The organism is Hymenobacter sp. R533113, assembly GCF_056835965.1.
The window spans coordinates 291,564-313,849 of sequence record NZ_JAKWBD010000014.1 but is presented as its reverse complement, the minus strand read 5'-3'; the positions used below and the strand labels follow the sequence as shown (position 1 = coordinate 313,849).

General features: G+C 56.4%; 21 protein-coding genes and 2 pseudogenes. 5 read left to right on the top strand and 18 right to left on the bottom strand.

Translation table 11 applies throughout. The features are described 5' to 3' along the window. Nucleotides 1-23: 23 nt before the first annotated feature. Nucleotides 24-659, bottom strand: coding sequence for a hypothetical protein (locus MKZ35_RS20355; protein WP_482515058.1), 636 nt, complete (start codon nt 657-659; stop codon nt 24-26). Between the two features lie 123 nt (nt 660-782). On the opposite strand from MKZ35_RS20355, the gene MKZ35_RS20350 reads away from it, so the two are divergent. Then, on the top strand, nt 783-1,250 hold the full coding sequence (locus MKZ35_RS20350; RefSeq protein WP_482515057.1) for a hypothetical protein: 468 nt from the start codon (nt 783-785) through the stop codon (nt 1,248-1,250). A gap of 76 nt (nt 1,251-1,326) precedes the next feature. Here the strand turns inward: MKZ35_RS20350 and MKZ35_RS20345 are convergent, their stop codons facing one another. From MKZ35_RS20345 to MKZ35_RS20335, 3 genes are all read right to left on the bottom strand, one after another. After that, complete coding sequence (locus MKZ35_RS20345; RefSeq protein ID WP_482515056.1) at nt 1,327-1,794, bottom strand: DUF2147 domain-containing protein; 468 nt, start codon at nt 1,792-1,794, stop codon at nt 1,327-1,329. Between the two features lie 126 nt (nt 1,795-1,920). After that, entirely contained in the window at nt 1,921-2,364 is a 444-nt protein-coding gene (locus tag MKZ35_RS20340) for a DUF2147 domain-containing protein (RefSeq protein WP_482515055.1), read from the bottom strand. A 710-nt stretch (nt 2,365-3,074) separates the two neighbouring features. Beyond that, complete coding sequence (locus MKZ35_RS20335; RefSeq protein WP_482515054.1) at nt 3,075-3,656, bottom strand: C40 family peptidase; 582 nt, start codon at nt 3,654-3,656, stop codon at nt 3,075-3,077. Nucleotides 3,657-3,856: 200 nt separating this feature from the next. On the opposite strand from MKZ35_RS20335, the gene MKZ35_RS20330 reads away from it, so the two are divergent. Continuing rightward, nucleotides 3,857-4,729 carry a M61 family metallopeptidase gene (locus MKZ35_RS20330; protein ID WP_482515053.1) on the top strand — a complete coding sequence of 291 codons (873 nt, stop codon included), beginning with the start codon at nt 3,857-3,859 and terminating at the stop codon, nt 4,727-4,729. Continuing rightward, on the top strand, nt 4,672-5,664 hold the full coding sequence (locus MKZ35_RS20325; protein WP_482515052.1) for a M61 family metallopeptidase: 993 nt from the start codon (nt 4,672-4,674) through the stop codon (nt 5,662-5,664). The genes MKZ35_RS20330 and MKZ35_RS20325 overlap by 58 nt, the downstream gene beginning before the upstream one ends. 97 nt (nt 5,665-5,761) lie before the next feature. Here the strand turns inward: MKZ35_RS20325 and MKZ35_RS20320 are convergent, their stop codons facing one another. The 10 genes and pseudogenes from MKZ35_RS20320 to MKZ35_RS20275 all read right to left on the bottom strand — a co-directional run bounded on the left by MKZ35_RS20320 (nt 5,762) and on the right by MKZ35_RS20275 (nt 15,421). Further along, nucleotides 5,762-6,562 (bottom strand): hypothetical protein, encoded by an 801-nt coding sequence (locus MKZ35_RS20320; protein ID WP_482515051.1) that lies wholly within the window; start codon nt 6,560-6,562, stop codon nt 5,762-5,764. Nucleotides 6,563-6,988: 426 nt separating this feature from the next. Continuing rightward, nucleotides 6,989-8,928, bottom strand: a pseudogene (locus MKZ35_RS20315) (KUP/HAK/KT family potassium transporter). A 61-nt stretch (nt 8,929-8,989) separates the two neighbouring features. Further along, nucleotides 8,990-9,496, bottom strand: a complete 507-nt coding sequence (locus MKZ35_RS20310) for a hypothetical protein (RefSeq protein ID WP_482515050.1) — start codon at nt 9,494-9,496, stop codon at nt 8,990-8,992. Nucleotides 9,497-9,797: 301 nt separating this feature from the next. Continuing rightward, nucleotides 9,798-10,442 carry a BamJ family beta-barrel-assembly machinery protein gene (gene bamJ / locus MKZ35_RS20305; RefSeq protein ID WP_482515049.1) on the bottom strand — a complete coding sequence of 215 codons (645 nt, stop codon included), beginning with the start codon at nt 10,440-10,442 and terminating at the stop codon, nt 9,798-9,800. A gap of 279 nt (nt 10,443-10,721) precedes the next feature. Then, entirely contained in the window at nt 10,722-10,859 is a 138-nt protein-coding gene (locus MKZ35_RS20300) for a hypothetical protein (RefSeq protein ID WP_457084336.1), read from the bottom strand. 311 nt (nt 10,860-11,170) lie between these two features. Next, nucleotides 11,171-12,163, bottom strand: a complete 993-nt coding sequence (locus tag MKZ35_RS20295; protein WP_482515048.1) for an OmpA family protein — start codon at nt 12,161-12,163, stop codon at nt 11,171-11,173. Between the two features lie 817 nt (nt 12,164-12,980). Then, nucleotides 12,981-13,193, bottom strand: coding sequence for a hypothetical protein (locus tag MKZ35_RS20290; RefSeq protein ID WP_482515047.1), 213 nt, complete (start codon nt 13,191-13,193; stop codon nt 12,981-12,983). A gap of 25 nt (nt 13,194-13,218) precedes the next feature. Next, nucleotides 13,219-13,389, bottom strand: coding sequence for a hypothetical protein (locus tag MKZ35_RS20285; protein WP_482515046.1), 171 nt, complete (start codon nt 13,387-13,389; stop codon nt 13,219-13,221). Between the two features lie 234 nt (nt 13,390-13,623). Then, entirely contained in the window at nt 13,624-14,715 is a 1,092-nt protein-coding gene (locus MKZ35_RS20280; RefSeq protein WP_482515224.1) for a penicillin-binding transpeptidase domain-containing protein, read from the bottom strand. Then, on the bottom strand, nt 14,666-15,421 hold the full coding sequence (locus MKZ35_RS20275; protein ID WP_482515045.1) for a hypothetical protein: 756 nt from the start codon (nt 15,419-15,421) through the stop codon (nt 14,666-14,668). The genes MKZ35_RS20280 and MKZ35_RS20275 overlap by 50 nt, the downstream gene beginning before the upstream one ends. A gap of 700 nt (nt 15,422-16,121) precedes the next feature. Between MKZ35_RS20275 and MKZ35_RS20270 the strand changes: the two genes are divergently transcribed. Beyond that, nucleotides 16,122-16,736, top strand: coding sequence for a recombinase family protein (locus MKZ35_RS20270; RefSeq protein ID WP_482515044.1), 615 nt, complete (start codon nt 16,122-16,124; stop codon nt 16,734-16,736). 21 nt (nt 16,737-16,757) lie between these two features. Here the strand turns inward: MKZ35_RS20270 and MKZ35_RS20265 are convergent, their stop codons facing one another. From MKZ35_RS20265 to MKZ35_RS20250, 4 genes and pseudogenes are all read right to left on the bottom strand, one after another. Then, nucleotides 16,758-18,113, bottom strand: a complete 1,356-nt coding sequence (locus MKZ35_RS20265; protein WP_482515043.1) for a sensor histidine kinase — start codon at nt 18,111-18,113, stop codon at nt 16,758-16,760. Then, a complete protein-coding gene (locus MKZ35_RS20260) occupies nt 18,103-19,008 on the bottom strand; it encodes a sigma-54 interaction domain-containing protein (protein ID WP_482515042.1) in 906 nt (301 codons plus the stop codon). The genes MKZ35_RS20265 and MKZ35_RS20260 overlap by 11 nt, the downstream gene beginning before the upstream one ends. Nucleotides 19,009-19,166: 158 nt before the next feature. Next, nucleotides 19,167-19,472: pseudogene (locus MKZ35_RS20255) on the bottom strand (response regulator); the annotation flags it as partial. Nucleotides 19,473-19,546: 74 nt separating this feature from the next. Further along, entirely contained in the window at nt 19,547-20,470 is a 924-nt protein-coding gene (locus MKZ35_RS20250) for a S41 family peptidase (RefSeq protein WP_482515041.1), read from the bottom strand. 517 nt (nt 20,471-20,987) lie between these two features. Between MKZ35_RS20250 and MKZ35_RS20245 the strand changes: the two genes are divergently transcribed. Further along, nucleotides 20,988-22,247 (top strand): efflux RND transporter periplasmic adaptor subunit, encoded by a 1,260-nt coding sequence (locus MKZ35_RS20245; protein WP_482515040.1) that lies wholly within the window; start codon nt 20,988-20,990, stop codon nt 22,245-22,247. Nucleotides 22,248-22,286 lie beyond the last annotated feature (39 nt).

Here is a 22,286-nt window from a genome sequence, read left to right as displayed (position 1 = left end):
GGCTTTTTTCTTTTCTAAATGGCTCACTCGTGAGCGTACCCCGCAATCTTAGCTTGTACTTGCTCATCGGCGGGCGGCAGCTGGTAGACGGCCGCCATCAGCTCGTCGAAGGAGCGGGCAGGGGTGAAAATGTCGTCGTGATAGGGGTTGGCAAAGAAGCGGATGAACCCCGGCTGCCCATTAATACTGATCAGGTCGATGGTAATGCTGCCGTAGCGCTGGTTGCACCGGCCTGTCTCCGAGCAGTCGTTGGGCTGCGGCTTCAGAAAGTGCTTATCAATTGTTTCGGTGTAGCTAGGGTGCTCCAGGGTACGCTGGTCGGAGGTAGAAAGATTGTAGCCGAGTTGCAGCACCCGGTCGCGGGTAAAGTCGAAGAAGTGGCGAAAGTTACCGGGCCCGATGCTGGGGTCGAAGAAGAAAATAGCCCCCTGCCGGCCGCAGTCCGTGAGTAGCTGCACCCGTAGGCCCTGGTTGCTGCCCACCCCGGCTTTGCGAAAGTGATACGCTTTAAAGTATGGGCCAGCCCAGTTCAGGTAAACCTGATCAGCGAGCCATTGCTCGTGCCGTTTCACCTGCGCCGGCGTGCGCACGGCCGCGTGCCAGTCGGTTCGGTTGGGAGCCGAGCTTCGGCTTAAAAGCTTTTTTAAAAAAGTAAACAAGAGGGGTAGAAAGGGATTATAAGGAGCAACATTACCCATCTGAAATAGTTTTCCCGATGATGTGCAACGCACGGCTCAAAATCGACATCTTTTATCTTTTTATCCCTAAGCTACCCTATGCAAATGACTGCCAAACAACGTACTGCGCTGCGTCAGCAATTATTAGCCGAATGTCGGCGGGCCCAGCAGCAAAAAGCGGATACTGCCCGCGAAGCGATGCTGTCGGTACAGGAAAGTGCCAACGAAACCCAGGGCGCTATCGAAGATAAGTTCGAGTCGTTTCGGGAGGCCTGCCACATTCAGCGCGACCTGTTTGCTCGCCAGCTGGACGAAGCCCTTTCCGGTCTTCAGGTACTCCAGCGCGTCTCCGACGTGCGCCCTTCCACGGATAAACCGGGTCTGGGCTCCGTGGTAGTCACTGATATCCAAACCTTCTTCATCGCGCTCAGTCTGGGCGAGATAAAAGTGGAGGGTCAGCCTTATTGCGTTATATCAGCTTTCTCGCCCATTTACCAAGCCATGACTACCGCTCGGCCCGGCGATGCTTTCTCCTTCCGCGGCAAGTCTTACCAGGTCCAGGCAGTGTATTAGGTGAGATGGTGAGTGGTGAGTATGACGTTCTCAAGGCGGTTAATGCGTTAATGGTGCCGCCAAAACATCAAACTCACTATTTCACAATATCACCACTTCGCTTCACCCGCGACCAGTAGTGAGAGCGGCCAATCAAGGAGAACCCGATGTAGCCTTTCACCTCCATACGGTCTTTGCTCACCATGTGGAGGTAGCAGGAGTACGTACGGCCATTCATCGGGTCATAGATTCGGCCGTTTTCCCAGCGCTCATCGTCGGGGTCATAGCTAAGGTCTTGTATCACCACGAGGTTTAACAGGGGCTGATTACGTTTTGCCGGCTCGGGGTTACGGCGGTCGGTTTTAGGCAAATTAGTTGTTGATTCTTGGGGCTCGCTCAGCCATACCAACCGCCCACAAAGCTGCTTTGCATTGCCACACCGATAAATTTCGACGTGGGTTTCACCCGCATCGTCTTTCCACACGCCCAGCGGGGAGTGAGTCTGGGCGGTTGCGCCCCCTATGGTTGCCAGGCACAGCAACAAGATAAGAAAGAGGTGTTTCAAGAAAAAGAAGTTGTTGAGCAGAACCCGCCGCGCACGTCAAACCTACGTTTAGAAAGCAGTAAGGTACAAAAAGAGCGACGCCCCCGGTTGGGAGCGTCGCTTGTACGTGCTGGGAGCAAGTGCGGTTTATTTCACGCGGGTCCAGGTCTGGGAGCGGCCAATCATGGAGAAGCCGATGTAGCCTTTTACCTCCATGGTGTTGGCGTTTTGCATCTTCATGTAGCAGGAGTAGGTTTTGCCGGTCTCCGGATCATAGATTTTGCCATCATCCCACTTATTGCCCTCATCGTACTCGAAGCCCTGCATAAACACCAGGCCCAGGCGGGGCTTGGAGCGCATTTTAGGATCGGGGTTCATCGAGTCGGTTTTGGGCTTGCCCGTGGCCGGATCGTTGGGAGTAGTCAGCGACACGATTTTGCCGCACAGCTTGTCCCCGTTGCACTTGTAAATTTCAAATGTGGCCTTCTTTTCAGAGTTGGTCCACGTGCCCAAGGGCGAGAGTGACTGGGCCGAAGCCAATCCAGAGTAACCCAACAGAAGGGTTAGACAGAGGAACAAGGTTTTTTTCATGAGGTAAAAGGTAGGATTTGTGGGAAAAGATAGAAGAAAACTCCTGAATTATAGTAATCACCCAAGAGGTTCTGCTGCCTTTACCCGTTGCAACTTTGAGGCCAGCCCCATTTTGCCGGAGTTGAACTCGAAAGCCCGAATATTTTTGTGCTAAAAACTGCCTGATCCTCAGCTATCTGCCAATTAATATCTAATGTTTGGCTAAAAAAAGGATTTTTAATTTTGAACCATCCTATGGTCTTTTAACTTTACCGACCAGTAGTGAGTGCTACGACCTCTTTCAAGGGTCCCTAAGGTGCTGGGAAACGCGATTGAGGAATGTCGGATCTAAAGAAAGGAGGTACAAAATGTCTAGTAGTCCCAACCAAGTCCTGCCAAGCCTGTCGAATGTAGTCTGCTTCACCGCCGGACGCGCTTAACAACAGCTTTCGCGCGGAAAAATGCCCCAACAGGGCCTTTTCCCGCATTCTGGCAAGGTCTTACACAGAGGATGACGGGACTGAACCCCAGACTCGTCGCTTGGTAAGATTTGAAGGATTAGATGCCCGGTTCGCCCAGCAGCCTTTTAATAGGTTCTGCATAGGCGACCGGGCATCGTTTTTTGATAACAGTTGGATGCGCTTTTATGAAGTGCATCGATAAAAATTTATAAAAAAGCCCCCCAGCAAGTGCTGGGGGGCTTTTTTGCTTGGTGCTAAGCAGGAAACGATTTAATCAGCATCGAGCACGCGGCGCACACCCATAAAGCGGCGCTCATAGTCAGTGTCATTCACTGCGCTTATCTTAACTCCTGACTCCCGGCGGGCCGAGGAAGAGTGAATGAAGCGGATGGGCTCGCCGGCCTTGGAGATGATAATACCCGCGTGGCCTGGCTCGGTAGCGGTTACCGCAGTGCCCGTAAAAATAACCAAGTCGCCGGGGTGGGCCTGACTGCGCGGAATGGGGCGGCCGGTATTAATGAGCATGGCCGTGGAGTGCGGCACATCGATACCAAAACGACCGTATACGTACATCACAAAGCCGGAGCAGTCGAAGCCGCTAGTCGGCGTGGCGCCTGCATACACATAAGGAGTGCCGAGTTGCTCCATAGCGAAGCGCACCACACTATCGGCGCGCGGCACGGGCTTGTTGCTGACCCACACAGCGGCACGGGCACGAGTTTGGGGAACCGGCGTAATGGGAATGGTAACAGCAGCTGACTCAGGCAGGGCTTGCAAAGGCTGGCGCTGCCAAACCAACAAGCTGAGCATCAGCACAGCTAAGCCGATAAAGGTGATCCAGACGTAGCGCATTGAGGGTATGCGGGCCGTGGGGTGAACAGCCCGTCTGTGGGCCTTAACGGCGCAGCTTGGGCGGGGGTTCCGCTGGGCTGTGCCGTGTAAGGTGCAATGAGGTAGGCTGGGGGGCAAATTTCAGCGTTACTTTGCAACCCTGGAGGCTTTCCCGAGTCTAGCCATCCAGACACCTTCGTTCACTCACATCCTTTTACTTCATGCCTCATTTTCGCTTTCGCTTGGTGCTGGTCGCCGCACTACTGCTGTTTTTTTGCCAATTCAGCTCGGTTTTGGCGGCGCCTACCCTACGCTATACCCTAGCCATGCCGGCCCCCCAAACCCATTTTTACGAAGTTGAAATGGCGCTGGAAGGCTTCGGTAAGCAGTTCACCGATGTCAAAATGCCCGTGTGGGCGCCCGGCTCTTATTTAGTGCGGGAGTTCGCCAAACATGTAGAGGGCTTCGAGGCCACGGCCGGCGCAAGTAAGCTGCGCGCCGAGAAGATCGATAAAAACACGTGGCGCGTGTATCATCCGCGCACCAAGGATTTTACCGTTCGCTACCGCGTGTATGCCTACGAGCTGAGCGTACGCACCAGCTTTCTGGATGCCGCCCACGGCTACCTCAACGGCACCAGCGTGTTCATGTATCCGGCCGAAGGCAAGGACCTGGCCAGCACAATCACGGTGCAGCCTGCCCCTGGCTGGAACCAGGTGACGACTAGCCTGAAGCCCGTAGCCGGCGGTGCGCCGTTCACCTTCCGCTCCGGCAACTACGACGAGCTGGCCGACTCGCCCATTGAGATAGGTACGCATAAAGTACTGTCGTTTGAAGCCAGCGGCACGCCCCACACAATTGCCATGTTTGGCAATGCGCGCTATGATGAAGCCAAGCTGCTCGCCGATATGAAGCGCGTGTGCGAAGAAGCGCACCGCGTGGTGGGGAAGAACCCGCTGGACCGCTACGTATTTATCATCCACAACATTGAGCGCGGAACGGGCGGCTTGGAGCACCTTTTTCGACCACCTTATCCGTGTCGCGCAATGCGTATAGCACCGAGGCTGGCTACAAAGGCTTTCTGGGGCTGGTAGCGCATGAGTATTTCCACCTCTGGAATGTGAAGCGCATCCGGCCCGTGGCGCTGGGTCCGTTCGACTACGACCGCGAAAACTACACGCGCATGCTCTGGTTGAGCGAAGGCGGCACCAGCTACTTCGGCGACATCATTGTGCAGCGGGCCGGCTTCGTTACTCCCACTGACTATCTGGCGAGCCTGAGCAACGGCATCACCCGCGTAGAAAATCAGCCCGGCAATAAGTTGCAGTCAGCCAGCGAATCGAGCTTCGATGCCTGGATTAAAGGCTACCGGCCCAATGAGAACTCCGCCAACTCCACCATCAGCTACTACGACAAAGGCGAACTGATTTGCACGGTGCTGGACCTGATGATCATCAACGAAACCAAGGGGCAGAAAAGCCTCGACGACGTGATGCGCTTCCTCTACCAGCGCTATTATGAGCAGCAGCGCCGCGGCTTTACCGACGAAGAGTTTCAGGATGCCGTGAAGAAAGTCGCCGGCCGCCGCTATGATGAGTTTTTCCGCACCCGCGTGTACGGTACCCAAACCCTCGACTACGCCACGGCGCTAGGCTATGCCGGCCTGACGCTGGCTACGGAGCCCGCTGCCACTACGGGCGCACTGGGAGCCAATGTGAGCACCGCGGGGGGCAAATTAACCGTTACCAGCGTGTTGCGCGATGGCAGCGCCTGGCAAGGTGGCCTGAACGTGAACGACGAAATCCTGGCCCTCGATGGCAACCGTCTTTCCGACGACCCTAACAAAACCCTGACTGGCCGCGCCGCCGGCGCGGAAGTGAAGCTGCTCGTGGCCCGCGACGGGCAGATGAAGGAGCTTGCTTTCCCGCTCCTGGCCTCTACCGCCCGCCGCTACCGCGTGGAGAAGCTGCCAACGCCCAGCGCTGATCAGCAGAAGGTGCTGGCCAAGTGGTTGCGCACGGCTCAGTAGCCGATTATCTTCAAGGCGTCATACGATAAGGGCCTACTTCCCGCAGTACTGCGGGAAGTAGGCCCTTATCGTATTAGCGCGAAACTGCTGGGCAGTATTAGAGCAACGATTTTACCCGTGAAAGGATATTGCCCACGGTGATTGGTTTGCGAGCCGGTTGCTGGTAGAATTCAGGCTGATAAAAGCCGCGGCTGCTAAAATCCATCTCAATGCCGTGTTCAGCGAAAAGGTTTTCTACGACCTGCTGTTCCCATTGACCATTTACGATGCCCGTGGCGTCGTAGGGAATAATGGCGTTATTCTGAAGCGAGTAAATATCGCGGTTTACCGTGAAGAAGCTGTCCGGAGTGCGACGGGCGCGCTTGTTGGCGAAAAACTCAAACTGCCACGGGTTCTCATGCTTGCGCACGTACTGTCGCATGCCGTGTCTGTTGAATAAAGAAGCTTGCAGGCTGATTCGGTACTTATCTTTCTGGTTTACCTCCCACAGCTCGGGATGGAATGAAGACTGAAAAGGACCGGAGTTCCCAAAGTCGGTAAGGCCCACGTACGTCAGGTCGTGCCCGCGCATCAAATCAACCAGCTCACTTATTTTTTCTTGCTGCACGGGGCCTTTGAAAAAGTAGTCTTCCTGCAGATAAAGAATGATATCTGTCTCGATAGTATCAAAGGCGTGAAGCAACGATTCGCTCCACGTAGGCTGGGGTTTGCCGAGCGCTTTTGCCCCCCGAAGGGTTTTGATGTTTAGTCCAGGAAAAGCGAAGTCTTTGTATTCCGTATTCAGCCATATCTGCTGCGAACACTCCGGCCAGTAAGCTTTGAAAAGCTTGAAAAAAGGTAGCCAGCAGTCCTCGTAAGAATCTGTGCTGTTCACCAGAATAGAAAAATTGCTACGCATGATGACTAATGAAAGCGACAGTACACGTCATGCAACGATAAGGATCGGGCATCAAGTGCTAAGAGTACGAAGCATTCTACTCCATTTACGTACCGCACGAACAGGAATATGTGAAATATATCCTAATAAGTTAGTTTAGTACAATCGTTAACTTAGATTTTGATGTTTTAACAGAAAAAATTCACTTGCCTTAACTAACCATATAAAAGGTTGGCGCCACGGTAAGAGCTGATAACCTTAATGCGTAGCGTTATTTAACGTTTTAATCTTAAGAGCTCAACAAAAGCTAAAAAAGGCTCCGAAGGTTATACAGAGCATTTTTTAAACTCAAGCTGCTATAAGAGTTGTGTTGGAGTGCGTGGAGAGTAGCGCGGAACGGATTTCCGCGCTACAAAAAGGATTACTGTCCATACACGCCTGCATTGATCAACGGATGCGCGTCAGGGCCACTTCCTGCACGGGCGTAATCACCAGCGGCACCTTTTCCACTTTCACCGAGCTGGTATCCAGGCCGAAATATTTGTCTTCGGAGGCGATGAACTGCTTAATGTAGAAATAAGCCTGCATCACGAGCTTCTCCAGCAGCGGGAAGTCGTTCTCCACGGAAAGGTATTTTTCCAGCACGATAAAGCGGAAGTCGCCGGTCACGTGCTGCTTGCTCAAGGACTCGTAGCGCGAGGTGATGTCGACCTCTTTGTTGCGCACCAGGTCTTCAATCACTTTGCGGAAGTAGAGGTTGATGCGCTGCTCTACCCGGAAACCCAGGCGGAAAGTAATCCGGAAAGCATCATCGGGAGCCAGCTCGACCACTTTAAACTCCATGGTATACGGCTCGTCGGTGGTGTCTACGTGCACAAACCAATAGATGTCGGCGCGCTTGGGGCGCTTTTGGAAGATAGAGTAAATAATCTTGGACTCGATTTCGGTGGTGCGCTCGGCGGAGGTCATGAACACCAAGTGAGTCGAGTATTTGGGAATAGAATCGTCGCCGCTGAGGTCTTTCAGCGCCTGCATGTACGGCTCTATTTTGACAAACTCGGTGAGGCGGCGCTTGATATAAAACGCTTTCAGCCACACGTACATCACCCCAATCAGCGTCAGTCCGATAGCCAGCGACACCCAGCCGCCGTGCGGAAACTTGATGAGGTTGGCAACCAGAAATGAACCCTCAATGATACCGTATACCACCGCAAACAGCACCACGATAGGCATGGCCACCCGGCGTGAGCGCAGCCACACCACTAGCAGCGTGGTGGTCATGAGCATAGTGAGTGTGATGGCCAAGCCGTAGGCCGCTTCCATGTTCTCGGACCGCCGGAAATATAGCACCACCCCGACACAGCCCAGCAGCAGCAGCCGGTTCATGCTGGGTACGTAAAGTTGGCCTTTCAGATCAGTTGGGTAGTTAAGCTTCACTTTGGGCCACATATTCAGGCGAATAGCCTCGGCCACCAGCGTAAACGAACCCGTAATGAGGGCCTGCGAGGCAATGATAGCCGCCAACGTGGCTATACCGATGCCAATGAGCAAAAACCACTCGGGCATCAGCTCATAAAACGGGTTGCGGCCACTGAGTTTCTGTCCCTGATGCTCGATAAGCCAGGCACCTTGCCCAAAGTAATTGAGTAGGAGGCAGGCCTTTACAAAAATCCAGCTGACGCGAATATTACCTTTGCCGCAGTGGCCGAGGTCAGAGTACAGCGCTTCGGCCCCGGTAGTGCACAGAAAAACGGCCCCCAGCAGCCAGAATCCGCCCGGAAAGCGCACCAGTAAATCGTAGGCATACGCGGGGTTGACGGCGCGCAAAATTCCGGGATGCTCGGTTATCCAGACAATGCCCAAGGTGGCCAGCATACTAAACCAAACCAGCATGATGGGGCCAAAGGCCTTGCCTACTATCTGAGTGCCAAAGCTTTGAAGTAAAAATAAAGCGGCCAGAATCGCAATGACGATGGGCACCGTCGGAATATCCGGATACACCGCTTCCAGCCCTTCCACGGCCGACGACACGGAAATAGGGGGTGTAATAATGCCATCGGCGAGCAGAGCCGCGCCGCCAATAATAGCCGGGACCGTAAGCCAGGCCGCGCGCCGTCGCACCAGGGCAAAGAGCGAAAAAATGCCCCCTCACCGTTGTTATCCGCGTTGAGGGTCAGCAACACGTACTTAATAGAAGTTTGGAGGGTCAGGGTCCAGAAGACGCAGGAAATGCCGCCGTACACGAGGCGCGGGTCAATGTTGCCGGGCACAATGGCCTTCATTACATAGAGCGGTGAGGTGCCAATATCGCCGTAAATGATACCGAGCGCGATGAGCAAGCCGCCGGTAGAAATGGCAGTGTGCGAATGAGAGTGTTTGGCGTCCATGAAAATGAGAGGAAGGAGAAACAGCTTATGCTAAGCGAAAAACGCCCAAATGTAAGGTAAATCAACCCGTAGGCTCTGTGGTATTGGGCGCGGGTGGCTCAGACCAAGAACCGGTATCGGTTTTGGTGGAAGGCAAATCAAGGACCCAGGCAGCTACGGCCGCGGCCGCCGCTTCTTCGTGGCGCCGCCGGATGCGACGGTTAGCCTCAGCCGCCAGCTTCTGCCAGGGCAGCGGGTCGCCGGCCAAAGCGAAGTGCAGGGCCTCGCGCCCGGCCCGGTACAAGCGCAGCCGATTGGTGCCCCGGCTGCCATAAGCCAGCAGCAACGCACCCGCCGTCAGGCCCAAGGCCGCCGGCACCGTGCGCAGCCAGTTTTGGAGAAAAGCCAGGGCAAAGCCAGCCAGAATAATGCCCCCCAGCAGAAACCACAGCAGCCACCGAATGGGCTTTAGCTCTACCGCATCCAGCTCCAGCAAAGCAAAGCGCTGCCCGTCTACTTCCAGCGCATCAGCCGTCAGGACCAAGCGGCCATTGGAGCTGCGCAGCGTAGGTTCGTCAGAAGGGAGCATGTGGGTTAAAGAAAGGCGACTCGAAAGGTGAGCTTTGGGCTAGCAGAACCATGTAGAGACGCGTATTAGCTTCGCTGACCTTTGGTTCGCGCCTCAATCGTCGCAGTCGGTGGTTAAATGGCGTGGCGCCGGTCGTTAGCTGCGCTGACCTCCGGCTCAACAACCAGACGCGAACCGAAGGTCGGCGAAGCCAGTACGCGTCTCTACCTCGTTCGGATGCTTCGTAACGAATAGGTATAAAATTGCCCCCCAGCTGCCTTACACAAGCACGTTGGGGGGCAATCTTACTTCGGAGCTAAACTTACTTGTTCACCTTCAGCAGCTCCACGTCGAAAATTAGCGCCGAGTCGGGGCCGATGTCGCGGCCGGCACCACGCTTGCCGTAGGCTAGGTCAGAGGGGATGTAGAGGCGCCACTTCGAGCCTTCGGGCATGAGCTGCAGCGCTTCTGTCCAGCCCGCGATTACCCCGTTTACGGGGAAAGAAGCGGGTTGGCCGCGCTGGTAGCTGCTATCGAACACAGTGCCGTTGGTGAGGGTGCCGTGGTAGTGCGTGGTTACGTTGCTGGTCAGCGAAGGCTTAGGGCCCGCGCCTTCCGTCAGCACTTCGTATTGCAGACCACTTGGCAGAGTGGTTACGCCGGGCTTGTTCTTGTTTTCGGCCAGAAAGTCTTCGCCGTCTTGTTTGTTATTCATGGTATTAGGGTCGTTTACGGTGTCGTTGCCGTCACCTTGTTGGTCGTCTTGGTCCTGCATTTGTTGCTGGAGCTGCTCCATGGCGCTACGCATCTGGTCCTGCGTCAGGCGGCTGGGCTCTCCGCCCAGGCCTTCTTTCAGGCTGCCCGCCAGCACGTCAACGTCTAAGTCAAGACCCTGCTGGGCAAAGTTGCGGGCCAAATCGCGCCCAATAATGTAGCTGATTTGCTCTTTGAGGCTTTCTAAATTCATAAATCGCGGGTGTTGCTGATTGAGCAGATTTCACAGATTCCAACGTGAAATGAAATGCCAGCGCAGCGGTGGAAGGGAAGACGAACGGCCCGGCAGAGGCCGTTGCTACTGTGAAGTACCGAAAACCGGCTCGAATGGATGTGATTTTTTTATTCTTCTCCTATAAACCCCTGATTCTGAAACCTGCTTTCTGTATAACACTTAACAAAACAGGTCCCGCTATGTAGCGGGACCTGTTTCAACTAATAAAAAATATTGCCTGATAATGGACTCCGAGGCTTAGCAGTAGTAGCACTCTTCTTCGTCCCGCAGGTCAAAAAACAGGTTGAATTCCCGTACCTGCGCGGCCAGATAGCTCAAGGAACCCAGGCTCCCCAGCAATAAAAGCGACGAAACGGTGGCAGTGCTCTTTTTCATGTCAATTTATGTATGTGGTACTCTGTCAGTTTGTTGGGTACAAAGGTAATACGTAAAGGTTAAGAAAATGTTATGCAAGCATAACTAATTCGTTGTTTTTGCAACCCCAAGCTCATCTGTGCCAAGTACTGCTGGATTGGGCCACCACTGCCATTACCTCGTTGGCGACAAATAGTAGCCAGCGTAGAGAACTTAAGTAGGTCTATGCTCTGGGAAATTGAATTTGCAGTAGCTGCCATTGCTTGTAGCACCAAGGTATAAACTTGGTGCAATCGGACCCGGAACGCAGACTCACAAGCTGCTCTGCTAGCTTACTTGACTTCTGCGACTTCTACGCGTCGGTTGCGGGCATCGGGCGAGGGATAGATGGGACGTGAGTCGCCATAGCCGGCGGTGCTGATGCGCGCCGCGGCAATACCCGATTTCACTAAATAAGCCTTTACCGCTTCGGCCCGTTGCACCGATAGCACCTGGTTTTTTTGGGGCTCCCCAATCTTGTCGGTGTGGCCAGACACGCGCAGCTTTAGGGTGGGGCGCGCTTTTAGCTCAGCGGCCAGCTGGTCGAGGGCCGGAATGGCTATTGGCAGCAGTTCGGGCGTACCCAGCTTGAACAGCACGGTAGGCAGCACTACCGGCGTGGGAGCCAGAATGGGCGCCGCCGGACGCGCAATATCAGCCGGAGCGGGAGCAGCTGCTGGCCGCGGCGCCTCCGAGCCTCCTACGCTGATAGTAATTGGCGTCACTGGGCTTTGACTGGTAGTAAAATAATCCTGGGTAAGGTAGAACGTAGTGCTCTTGCTGAGCTTGGTGCGGTAGGTGTTGCCGGTAGCCACGCGTTGCTTCAAGTCAGGGTCGGCGTACCAGCGCACATCCTGGCCCGATACGCGCAGGGTGCTTTCCGTATTGGCCGGCACCGTGGGGGGCGATTTTAGCTTGATGCGGTAAAATATAAACGTGCCCACGACGCAGTCGCCGATGGGGCGGTAGGTAGCGGTACCGGTTAGTTTTTCCTGGCTCGGATCGTAGGTGAACGTGACGGAGCCGTCGCACCAATGGTTAAAAGGCGTCTTGCCCGTTTCGCTTAGCTTCCGGGTATGGGTGAGGCTCACCCCGTTTTCCGTGCGCTCACCCTGCATTTCAAACGTAACCGTCATGGTTGGCTCATTACCCACTTCCTGGTAAAGCACCCCAAATATCTTGGCGTCTTTGTTTTGCTGCAAGCGGAGCACTGCCGGCCAGTTGCCTTCCTCGTGCGGGTCGGTTTCAACGCCCTGCCACTCGCCCGCCAGTGATTGGGCCCGCACGGGCCCCACCAGTAAAAGGACTAGTAGGCCACACCAAAAGCTGCCTTTCAATTTATAATACATGACTAGGGTTAAGCGTATTGTTATACAATGATACGATGTTATAAAAGAAGAGGAACAGCAGCCGGGTGCTTCTAACGTACAACTACTCCAGTTTTAGTATCCCGTGCTCCGGATAGTCACCGGTGGCTAATTTGGGTAGGGCCTTTCCATCTGGGGGGCTCTTTTGCCTGAAGTCTCTGTCTCCCATTCCGATTCCAGCACTAGAAATATGCTAAAGTGCTGGCCGCTACTGGTTTTTGCCGTGCGAAATCCTTGATTCCGGCAGCAACCCGAGGCTGCTCAGCGCAGCTAGCGTATGCCACCTGACATCCGCGCTTACTTGTACGACGTTTTACAAGCTATTCAAGCAGTTGAAAGCTTCCTTGCGAGTCAGCTGCTTAATTCACCCTTACTGCCAGCAGAATGTACGCACCCGCCGAGCTACCGAGCGCGACTTAAAATTGTAGGTGAGGCCGTCGGGCGAATGTTGAAATTAAAGTCTGCTTTTAGCTCTCCCATGTACTATCCGACGGATTATAGCTGCCCACCATAGTAGTATCCATAGTTAAGACACCATACCATGTCAGATGGGATAAGAGGGAGCATTGTGGTGCGTCGCCTACAGTTGTTAAAGGTTAAAGAGGAAGCGCTGCTAAACCTATTTCTTAAGTGCAGGGATCAGTTTGATTGTGCAACGCCAGGCACCAGGCAGAAGCACGCAACCGCCGAAACCCAAGCGTCACTCGCTGCACGAGCAACTCTGGGGGGGCATTTTCTACTGCGCCCGTAGCCATCTCTGGGCCGCGTCCAGGTCATTGAACAGGTAAATGTCGAGCTGGTCGCTGATGCGGTGCTGAAGGTCTTCGGTGGATAATTGCCCAAATATGTCCGGCGACACGACCTGCCCAATGGAAGGCAGCCCGGCGGCAATGATGAGAGGCGTCCAGATTTGCTGAATCCAGTCGTTGGCCTCCGTAAACGTGCCCACCAGGTCGCGGTGGTCGTTGAGCAGCTTAGGACAGGCAGGGTTGGCGGCGCAGCATCTCCAGATAGGTCGCGCCGCTGTCCATTACGGTTCCTAAGGTCTGACGGCCAAACCAGTGGGCATAAATCCAGTTCTCGTCCTGGTTATACTCTACCGTTAGGTAAGTGCTGCCGTCGCCACGGCGCAATGCAGCAATCATGAATACAAATAAGATGGAAAACCTCCTCCGTTCGACTTCCGGAGGGCTTAGGCTGCAAATAGCGCAGGAATAGCTGTATAGTTCTGGGGGGCTTTTTCAACGCCAAGCGCACGTGCGCAACGGCTGAAACTTCAGCCTCATTTAGCACTGCGGAGCTATTATAGCTTCTTTGCCGGTCAGCTACTGAACGTATGGTACGACCAGCAGACCGCGAACCTGCGCGCGCCGGGCTGCTCAATATCCGCGCCGAGCGCGTTGCTGGATGCGTGCTTCCCACTTTTTGCGCTTGGAGGCAATGCTGCCGCGCAGGTACTGTTCCATTACCAGTGCGGCGTAGGGGGCGGCGGCCGTGGCTCCAAAGCCCGCATTTTCGAGGTAAACCGCTACGACTACTTCAGGATTCTCGGCCGGGGCGAAGCCCACAAAGGCGGCGTGGTCGTCGTCGCCGTCATTTTCTATAGTGCCAGTTTTGCCGGCTACCGTAATACCCACATCGGCCAGACTGGAAGTTTCGGCAGTGCCGCCGCGCTGCATCACGGCCACCATGCCCGGCAGCAGCGCGGCAAAGTGTACGCTGTCGACGAGGGTGCGGTGCTTTTCGGTGAAGCGTGGCAGCGGCCCGCCTTCCCCCACGTTACGCACCAAGTGAGGCGTGTAGTACCAACCCTGGTTGGCAATAATGGCCACCATGTTAGCCATTTGCAGACCCGTAAGATTGATTTCTCCCTGTCCGATACTGAGCGAATAGATGGAGCGGTAAGTCCACTTGGTTGTGCCGCGGGCCTTATCAAAGTAATCGGGGGTGGGCAGAAAGCCGGGAGCTTCGCGCGGTAAGTCCACGCCCAGCACTGAGTCCAGCCCAAACGACCGAACGTAGCGGCGCCACACGGCCAAATTAGCGCGCGGGGCAGCCGCAGAGTCCTCGGCAAGACTGTCGGGCACGTGGTTGATGAGGTCCCGCATCACCTGGTAGAAATAAGGGTTGCAGCTATACTGCAGGCCCATAGTCAGGCTTTTGGGCTGGGGGTGGCGGTGCACGCAGCTGAGCAGCGACTGGTCGCAGCGAAACGAGGTAGCGGGGGTGATGGCACCCAGCTGCAAGGCCACGGCGGCATTTACCAGCTTAAATACCGAGCCGGGCGGATTAGCCAGCATAGCTGGCCGGTTGATCAGCGGCATTTTTTCATGTTCCAGTAATTTGGCGCGCACCAGGGCCTGGTCGGGGGCGGTGATGGTGGCCGGCTTATACACGGGCCCCGACACGTAGCACAGTATTTCACCCGTGCGCGGGTCCAGGGCCACCAGGTAGCCCTTCCGACGCCCCATCAGCTGTTCGGCGTAGGCCTGCAGTTTCACATCGATGGTCAGGTGCAGGTCCTGACCTTGCTGAAACGCCGTGTCGGGTGCCCAACTGCCGTGCGTCTGGCCGAGCGAATCCACCAGGGTGTAGGTAGCCCCGGTTTCCGTTGAGCAGGCCATTGTAGTAAGTTTCGATACCGCCGTTGCGCAGCTCGTAGAAGCGGCCGCGTCGGTATCGTTTGGCTTGCTTGAAGAAAGCCTGGGCTTCATCGCTCTTATACCCTAGAAAGTGGGCGCCCACGCTGGTAGTGTAGGTCCGCTGGGGGCGCTCCGTCAGGGTCAGCTGGGGCCAGTCCTTGCGCTGGCGGCGTACGCGCTTGGCTTCGGCCGCCGTGAGGCTGAGTTCGACCGGGTAGCCGGCCGGCATATCTTCATAAGGCAGAGCATCGGCAATGCGCTTGCGGGTAGTTATCGGCCCCCAACCTAGTAACTGGCCCAGCGCCAAGGTATCGAGCGGTGGGCGGCGCGGCAGCTTCAGCAGATATTGCGTGCGCGTGGCCACCAGCACCGAGTCGTTACGGTCGAGTACGCGGCCCCGCTGCGGCACACCTGGCAAGACCACGCGCCGCTGGATGTAGCGCACGCTCGTATCTGGTTCCTGAGTTAGTATGCTAGTCTGCTGTTCGGGTGATGAACAGGCGGTCAGCGCTAAAAGCACCATTAGTAGATTCATTTCCCAAATAGAAATATTTAAAGGATTGTGCATCAGGATGAATCTACGTATTTACCCAGCGCCTAGATGCGCGCTCCGATAAACCTAGTCCGTCGCCGCTCAAACTCAACCGGAAGCATCGTCACCTGTGAGGCACGCTACATTTAATCCTGTTTTGAAATTTTAGGTTTAGGGCATGCAGAGCACAGCGAAGCATCTGGCGTGCTGTCGAAGCTGTTTAGGAAGTCGAGAGAACGTCATGCTGAGCTTGTCGAAGCATCCCTACCGCTTCGCTAGAGTAGTTCAACGAAGCGGTAGAGATGCTTCGACAAGCTCAGCATGACGTCCCAGCTTACTTTGGAGGACTTCCTAAACAGCTTCGTCGTTACCTGAGTCATTGCACAACGTATTCATCTCCGGTCGTCTGTCATCCTGAGCCCGCGAAGGACCTTATTACGCCAGTACGAGTCGTTGCTACGACAGTCATTCGACTGTGAGAAGGTCCTTCCTTCGTCAGGATGACAGATAGTATAGGGGGTAGCACTAGAGTAGGAACAGAAAGTATCGGTAGGGGAAATTTGCGTGGGTGGCCATCTCAAAAAACGGACGTTTAAGCGGCCCACTTGCCTGTACTCCCCCGCCCAATGATGAGGCACCAGAAATTGTCTCATGTGCTGTTCTCATTAATCAACGGCTCGTTATCTTCGCATTCATTGACTTCTTGAGAATTCCGTCTGTGATTTTTGGTTACGCCCGCGTCAGCACCTCTGACCAGCAGTTGCACCTCCAGACCGATGCTTTGCAGGCCTATGGATGTGCTGAAGTAGCGCAGGAAAAAGTATCGTCTGTGAAAGAGCGGCCAGCTCTGCAGCACCTCTTGACCCACCTACGTCCAGGTGATACGCTCGTAGTCTGGAAACTCGACCGATTAGGCCGCTCCTTAAAGGACTTAGTCACGCTCGTCAGCGGTTTTCAGCAGCAAGGCGTGCACTTCGTTAGCTTGAAGGACCACTTGGATACTACCACGGCTCAGGGCCGACTCATGTTCAATCTATTCGCTTCCCTGGCTGAGTTTGAGCGCGACATTATCCGCGAACGTACCAAAGCCGGCCTGACGGCGGCGCGGGTCCGGGGGCGCCAGGGCGGGCGGCCCAAAGGCCTCTCCAAGCAGGCCCTTTCCAAAGCCCAGGCGGCCAAGACGCTCTACTTGCAGCAGGACAAAACCGTGGCCGAAATCGGGCAATTACTCGGCGTCGGCCGGGGCACCATTTACTGTTACCTAGCGCATTTAGCTGTCCCTACCGGTGGCAGTATGGGAGCAGCCCCTGGTACTTAACGTAGGATTATGCCCATTCCCCTAAAAGGGAACCGATGGAGGAAACCACAGCTGAAACGCACTGCCTGCTCCCTCTACGGAATGGACCTGAATGCTGCCCTGGTGCAGCTGCATGATTTGCTTGGCCAAGCTCAGCCCAATCCCGGAACCGTTGGGACGGGTGGTGAAAAAAGGAATAAAGATGCTGTCGAGCACGTCGGCGGGAATTCCACTCCCGTTGTCTTTCACCTCAATAACCACCCGTTCCTGCTCATCGGGCCAGGCCAGCAGGCTAATGCGAGGGTTAGGTATCTGGGTGACTGCCTGCGCCGCATTGAGCACCAGATTGATGAGTACTTGCTCCAGCAGGTGGCCGTCGGCGTGCAGGGTGAGGTGCGCAGGCCGGACGCTAAGGGTGACCTCAATGCCTTGTGCAGCTAGCTGTTCCGCCAGTAGCTGCCGGGTGGCCTGCAGCAATTCCTGCACGTAAAGGGTGGTGCGCTGCGGCGAGGCCAGGGTGCTAAAGTCCCGGTACACTTGAGCGAAGCGCAGCAGCCCTTCGCTGCGCTGCTGGATGATGCGAATGCCGGTACCCACATCGTCGAGCCATTCGGCGGAGGCTTCCAGTTGACGGGCGCGCTGCACGTGGCGGCCCAACGAATCCGCCAGTGAAGCAATGGGGGCGACCGAGTTCATGATTTCGTGCGTCATGACCCGTAGCAGTTGCTGCCAGGCGGCCGTTTCGGTATCCGCCAGGGCCTGGCTCACGTTTTTGAAGGCCAGGAGGGTAAACGCTTCGCCGCGTAGCTTAAACTGGGTGGCTGACACGAGCAGCTGCACCGTTTGGAGGCCCACCGTCAGTTTTACCACCACGGGCTGGCCGGGCACGGCCCGGCAGATGGCCTCGTACAGGACCGGCTGCCGGGATTGCAGCGCCTGGATATTTTTCAGGTAAGGAAGGTGCAGCGTCTGTTTAAACGCCTCGTTCACCCAGGCCACGTTGCCCGCCGCGTCGTAGGACACAATGCCGGTATCGAGCAGCGCCAGGATAGTTTGCAGGTATTGAAACTGCCCTTCCTGCTCGGCCCGCAACTCCCGAAACGTGGCGTTGACCTGGTTGAAGGCCTCGTGCAAAGGCCGCAGCGCCGCCGGGACGGACTGCGCCGGATACTGCCGCGAAAAATCCCGGTACTTAAGCGCCAGGGTAAAGTCGGCCAGGGCCTGCTGGCCGCGCGTCAGGTAGCGGGCCAGGTCCAGCACCAGGATTAGCAGCAGCCCCAGGGCCCCCAGGGCTAGCCCGTAGGCGTGGTATAGCGTGGCGTACCCGCCCCCGGCCAGCGCGGCCACCAGCAGTACTAACCGTCCCAGCAGGCGCACGTCCAGGCGATTAAATATCATGCTTGTCGAGCCGGCGGTAGAGGGCGGTGCGGGTGAGGCCCAGCTCCTTGGCCGCTTTGGTGAGGTTGCCCTGGTGGCGCGCAATGGCCTGCTGGATGGTGTTTTTTTCTACTTCCAGCAACGGCCGCGGATGCTCAGCCACGGTCGCAGCAGCCGCGGAAGTAGCCGCTGATTCGGGGTTCCGAAACGAGAAATCGGCCGGAAGCAGCACGGGGCCGGCCCCTAGGATAACGGCCCGCTCCACGGCGTGTTGCAGCTCCCGCACGTTGCCGGGCCAGGTGTGCGCCCGGAGCTTGCGCAGGGCAGCGGCACTGAATTCCGGCACGGGTTGCCGGTTGCGGGCGGCGTACACCTGCGCGAAGTGCTGGGCTAACAGGTGCACGTCGTCGGCGCGTTCGCGCAGGGGCGGTAGCGTGATTTCTACCGTATTGAGGCGGTACATCAAGTCCTGGCGAAAGGTGCCGCGGGCTACCAGTGCGTGCAACGGGGCGTTGGTGGCCGACAACAGCCGGATGTCCACCGGGACGGGTACGTTGCTTCCTACGGGCACCACCTGGCGGTTTTGCAGGGCCGTGAGCAGCTTGGCTTGCTGGGGCAGGCCAATGTTGCCAATCTCATCCAGAAACAACGTGCCCCCGGTGGCCGCCTCAAAGCGGCCCACGCGGCTGGCCTGGGCATCCGTGAACGCGCCCTTGGTGTGCCCGAACAGCTCGCTTTCAAACAACCCCTCGCTGAGCGCGGCCACGTCGGCGGCCACGAAAGGCCGGGCGGCGCGGCGCGACTGCTCGTGCAGCGCCCGCGCGACCAGCTCCTTGCCCGTACCGTTCTCGCCGAGCAGCAGTACGTTGGCTTCGGTCGGGGCGACCTTTTCAAGAATAGCCCGCACGTCCTGCATGACGGCTGACTCTCCCAGTAGCGTAGTAGCGGCCGGCCCGGCTTGTTTTTGGGGCTGCTCCCGCTTTTGCTACCAGTTTTAGGTTGGAGGGCGGCGGCCAGCGTTTGTAGCAGCTGTTCATTGTGCCAGGGCTTAAGCAAAAAGTCGGTGGCCCCGGCTTTGAGGGCACGCACCGCCGTGCGCACGTCACCATAGGCCGTTAGCAGGATAACGGCCGTGGTGGGGTCGTGCTCCAGGATACGGCTCAACCAGTAGAAACCCTCGTTGCCCGTCGCCTGGCCGCTGCGGTAGTTCATGTCGAGTAGCACAGCGTCGAAGTGCTGCTGGCGGAGCAGGGAGAGCAATAGCTCCGGATTTTTCTCCGTCACGACTTCCCGCACCTCCGTTTTGAGCAGAAGCTTGAGGGCGAACAGCACATCGGGCTCGTCGTCCACCACCAGGATGCGGGCGTGCTTAGGAAGCATGAAAAAAGGATGGGTAAAACGTAAAAGTCGGGGTTATCTGGCACCCGTAACAACCCAGGCCCCAGGCCAGGCCACTAGTTCTCCGCTTTGTATTCTTCTCTAATCCAGCGAATGGCTCGCGGCACTACGTCTACTGGCCTGAGTGACTCGTCGGGGGCTAGTGAGTGGCCATACCGTACCAGGCGGCGGTCAGCGAATACTGCGGTTGTCAGCAAGATGACGGACCCATCGGACAAATAAAAGCGGCTTCTGCTGGTCGATACCCCGCAAGTGCCCGTCCCAAAGCTTCTGGTGTGCTTTCTGGCTTTGAAGGAGACCGCAATGGCCTCGCCCGAACTGGCCGTTAGCGTATCGGTCAGCACGGCCACTACTGGGTTGGCAGACTTCAGCGTATAATAATTGTCGGTTTCTGCCTGTATGTCGCCGTCCGACAATGCCTTGCCTTTTTCGTATCGCCACGCGGTTTTGGTGTTATTCGCGTCAATGCAATAGCCGAGCGTATCTTCTCCCAAAATCGGCCCTGCCCCCACGAGCATCGGCCACATATTCCCTCCCATATTCCCTCTCAAATCCACAATCCAGCCTTTTAACTCTGGCTTATCCCGCTCCTTAATTTGGGCTTGCACTTGGGTTATATACTCGTCCAGCTTTTCCTGACGGCCGACAACCCACGGAATTCTGATATAGCCGATGTCCCCAGGAACCGGCTCGTCGGGGTATAGCGGGGGCTGCTTGGCAGGGGGCATTTCAAGGCCTTTCACCGGGCGGGCACAATAAAACTGTGTGTGCTTATCGCCTAGGGCCACGATGGCAAATTCAACCGCTGGATAGGCCTGCTCAATTGTTTTGGCGCCGCTTGCTTGCGCTAGCAGGTTCTGCTTGAAAACTACCCAGTTTATGGTCGCCCGATTAATGAAATTGGCTTGCATAATACGGACTACCTCCTCCAAATATTCCCGCACCGCAGGCGAGGGGCTTACGTTCTGCACTATCTGCATTACAAGAGGCAAAGACGAAGAATAAAATGCAGAGCTTGACCCTCATGTTTGCGTGGTATAGTAAAACAATGCCCAATATGCAAAGCTCATTCTAGAAAAACACTGCATTTTACCAGCGAGACGATGGTAGCCGAAATCCACCCCTTTTCCCAGAGTTGGGTATTGTTAAACAGATAGGGCAAAACCTTCGAGTTGGAGGTTTTGACTCGACACCTAGCCCTGGCAGCCCTCTTTCAGCCCTTAACGTGCTCTATTTTCCGTTTTCTGAGAGGACCTCATAAATCGTGCAGGCTTCGAAAAATACTGGCTTTCAGTCGGCCAAGCTGTTTGCTGCCCGTCAATCGATTTGAACTGTATCAGAACCGAACGGTCCACTGTATCAAAACCGGACGCTTGGCGGCAGCTGGCGACCAGGATTCAAAAGCATTATTCTGATTAGCAATAGCTTGTGAGTAAGGCATCGTTCTTGGCACCTTCAGTCAATAGCTTATTACTGTTATTGCCTGCGCCGAACCGAATGGACGTTCTGATACCGAAGAAAAAGTGGTCGTTCGTTGCCCGCTGGTGGTGGTTGGGGGCCCTGGTGCTGGCGGGCACGGGCGCGGCCGGCGTCTACTGGCCCCGTCCGGGCCAGCGGTTGCACGTAGCGGCCAGCCGGCTGACCATCAGTCCCGTTACGCGGGGTAATTTTCAGGAATTTACGGCCATCGACGGGGTGGTGCAGCCGCTGCGCACCGTGTACCTGGACGCAGTGGAGGCCGGCACGGTGCAGCAAGTGCTGGTGGAAGAAGGCACGACCTTAACGGCGGGCCAGCCCCTGCTGCGGCTGGCCAACCCCGACCTGCAGCTGGAAATGGTGAACCGCGAAACGGCCGTGTACGACCTGATGAACAACCTGCGCAACACCCGCAACCAGCTGCTGCAAAACCGCATTCTGCGCCAGAATCAGCTGGCGGACATCGACTTTCAGCTGGCCGAGGCCCGGCGGGTGTTCGACACCAACCAGGTGCTGTACGACCAGAAGGTAATTGCGCGGCAGGACTACTTGCAGAGCCAGAACGCCTACCGCTACCAGCTGCGCCGACGGCAGCTCACGCAGCAGACCCTGCGCCAGGACTCGGTGGCCATGCAGCAGCAGCTGGGCACCATGCAGGAATCGGTGCGGCGCATGACCAGCAACTTAGCCCTGATGCGGCGCAAGATGGACGACCTGCTGTTGCGGGCCCCAGTCGGCGGACGGCTTAGCGCGCTGGCCGCGGAAGTGGGCGAGGCCAAAACCCGGGGCCAGCGTCTGGGGCAGATTGATGCGCTGACGGGCGTGAAACTACACGCCGCGGTGGACGAGTTTTACATTGCTCGCATCGCGGCCGGTCAGGTGGGCGAAGTGGTGGTGGATGGCCAGGCGTACGCCTTGCGCGTGACTAAAATCTTCGCCCAAGTGGCCAAAGGCCTGCAAATCGACCTGGCCTTTACCGACGCCCCGCCACCGGGCCTGCGGCGGGGCCAGACCCTGCCCATCCGGCTGGCGCTGAGTGCGAAGGCCCCGGCGGTGCTGCTGCCCAAAGGTGGCTTTTATCAGCAAACCGTGGGCAACTGGGCGTTCAGGCTGGGGGCCGACGGCACCCGGGCCCAGCGGGTGGCCATCCGGTTGGGGCGGCAGAACCCCGACTACTACGAAGTGCTGGCGGGTCTGCGTCCTGGCGACCAGGTCGTGACCTCCAGCTACGAAGGGTACGCCGACCAACAGGAACTAGTGCTGGATAACCACCAGCCGTAGGTATTTTACTAAATACTTGGCCATAAAAGACTGATAATC

Excerpts from the sequence above, each read along its gene's own strand:
- MKZ35_RS20350 (WP_482515057.1), top strand. The coding sequence starts at position 783 with ATGACTGCCAAACAACGTACTGCGCTGCGTCAGCAATTATTAGCCGAA.
- MKZ35_RS20340 (WP_482515055.1), bottom strand. The coding sequence starts at position 2,364 with ATGAAAAAAACCTTGTTCCTCTGTCTAACCCTTCTGTTGGGTTACTCT.
- MKZ35_RS20335 (WP_482515054.1), bottom strand. The coding sequence starts at position 3,656 with ATGCGCTACGTCTGGATCACCTTTATCGGCTTAGCTGTGCTGATGCTC.
- MKZ35_RS20330 (WP_482515053.1), top strand. The coding sequence starts at position 3,857 with ATGCCTCATTTTCGCTTTCGCTTGGTGCTGGTCGCCGCACTACTGCTG.
- MKZ35_RS20320 (WP_482515051.1), bottom strand. The coding sequence starts at position 6,562 with ATGCGTAGCAATTTTTCTATTCTGGTGAACAGCACAGATTCTTACGAG.
- MKZ35_RS20310 (WP_482515050.1), bottom strand. The coding sequence starts at position 9,496 with ATGCTCCCTTCTGACGAACCTACGCTGCGCAGCTCCAATGGCCGCTTG.
- bamJ (WP_482515049.1), bottom strand. The coding sequence starts at position 10,442 with ATGAATTTAGAAAGCCTCAAAGAGCAAATCAGCTACATTATTGGGCGC.
- MKZ35_RS20300 (WP_457084336.1), bottom strand. The coding sequence starts at position 10,859 with ATGAAAAAGAGCACTGCCACCGTTTCGTCGCTTTTATTGCTGGGGAGC.
- MKZ35_RS20285 (WP_482515046.1), bottom strand. The coding sequence starts at position 13,389 with ATGATTGCTGCATTGCGCCGTGGCGACGGCAGCACTTACCTAACGGTA.
- MKZ35_RS20280 (WP_482515224.1), bottom strand. The coding sequence starts at position 14,715 with ATGGGGCGTCGGAAGGGCTACCTGGTGGCCCTGGACCCGCGCACGGGT.
- MKZ35_RS20275 (WP_482515045.1), bottom strand. The coding sequence starts at position 15,421 with ATGAATCTACTAATGGTGCTTTTAGCGCTGACCGCCTGTTCATCACCC.
- MKZ35_RS20265 (WP_482515043.1), bottom strand. The coding sequence starts at position 18,113 with ATGATATTTAATCGCCTGGACGTGCGCCTGCTGGGACGGTTAGTACTG.
- MKZ35_RS20260 (WP_482515042.1), bottom strand. The coding sequence starts at position 19,008 with ATGCAGGACGTGCGGGCTATTCTTGAAAAGGTCGCCCCGACCGAAGCC.
- MKZ35_RS20250 (WP_482515041.1), bottom strand. The coding sequence starts at position 20,470 with ATGCAGATAGTGCAGAACGTAAGCCCCTCGCCTGCGGTGCGGGAATAT.
- MKZ35_RS20245 (WP_482515040.1), top strand. The coding sequence starts at position 20,988 with ATGGACGTTCTGATACCGAAGAAAAAGTGGTCGTTCGTTGCCCGCTGG.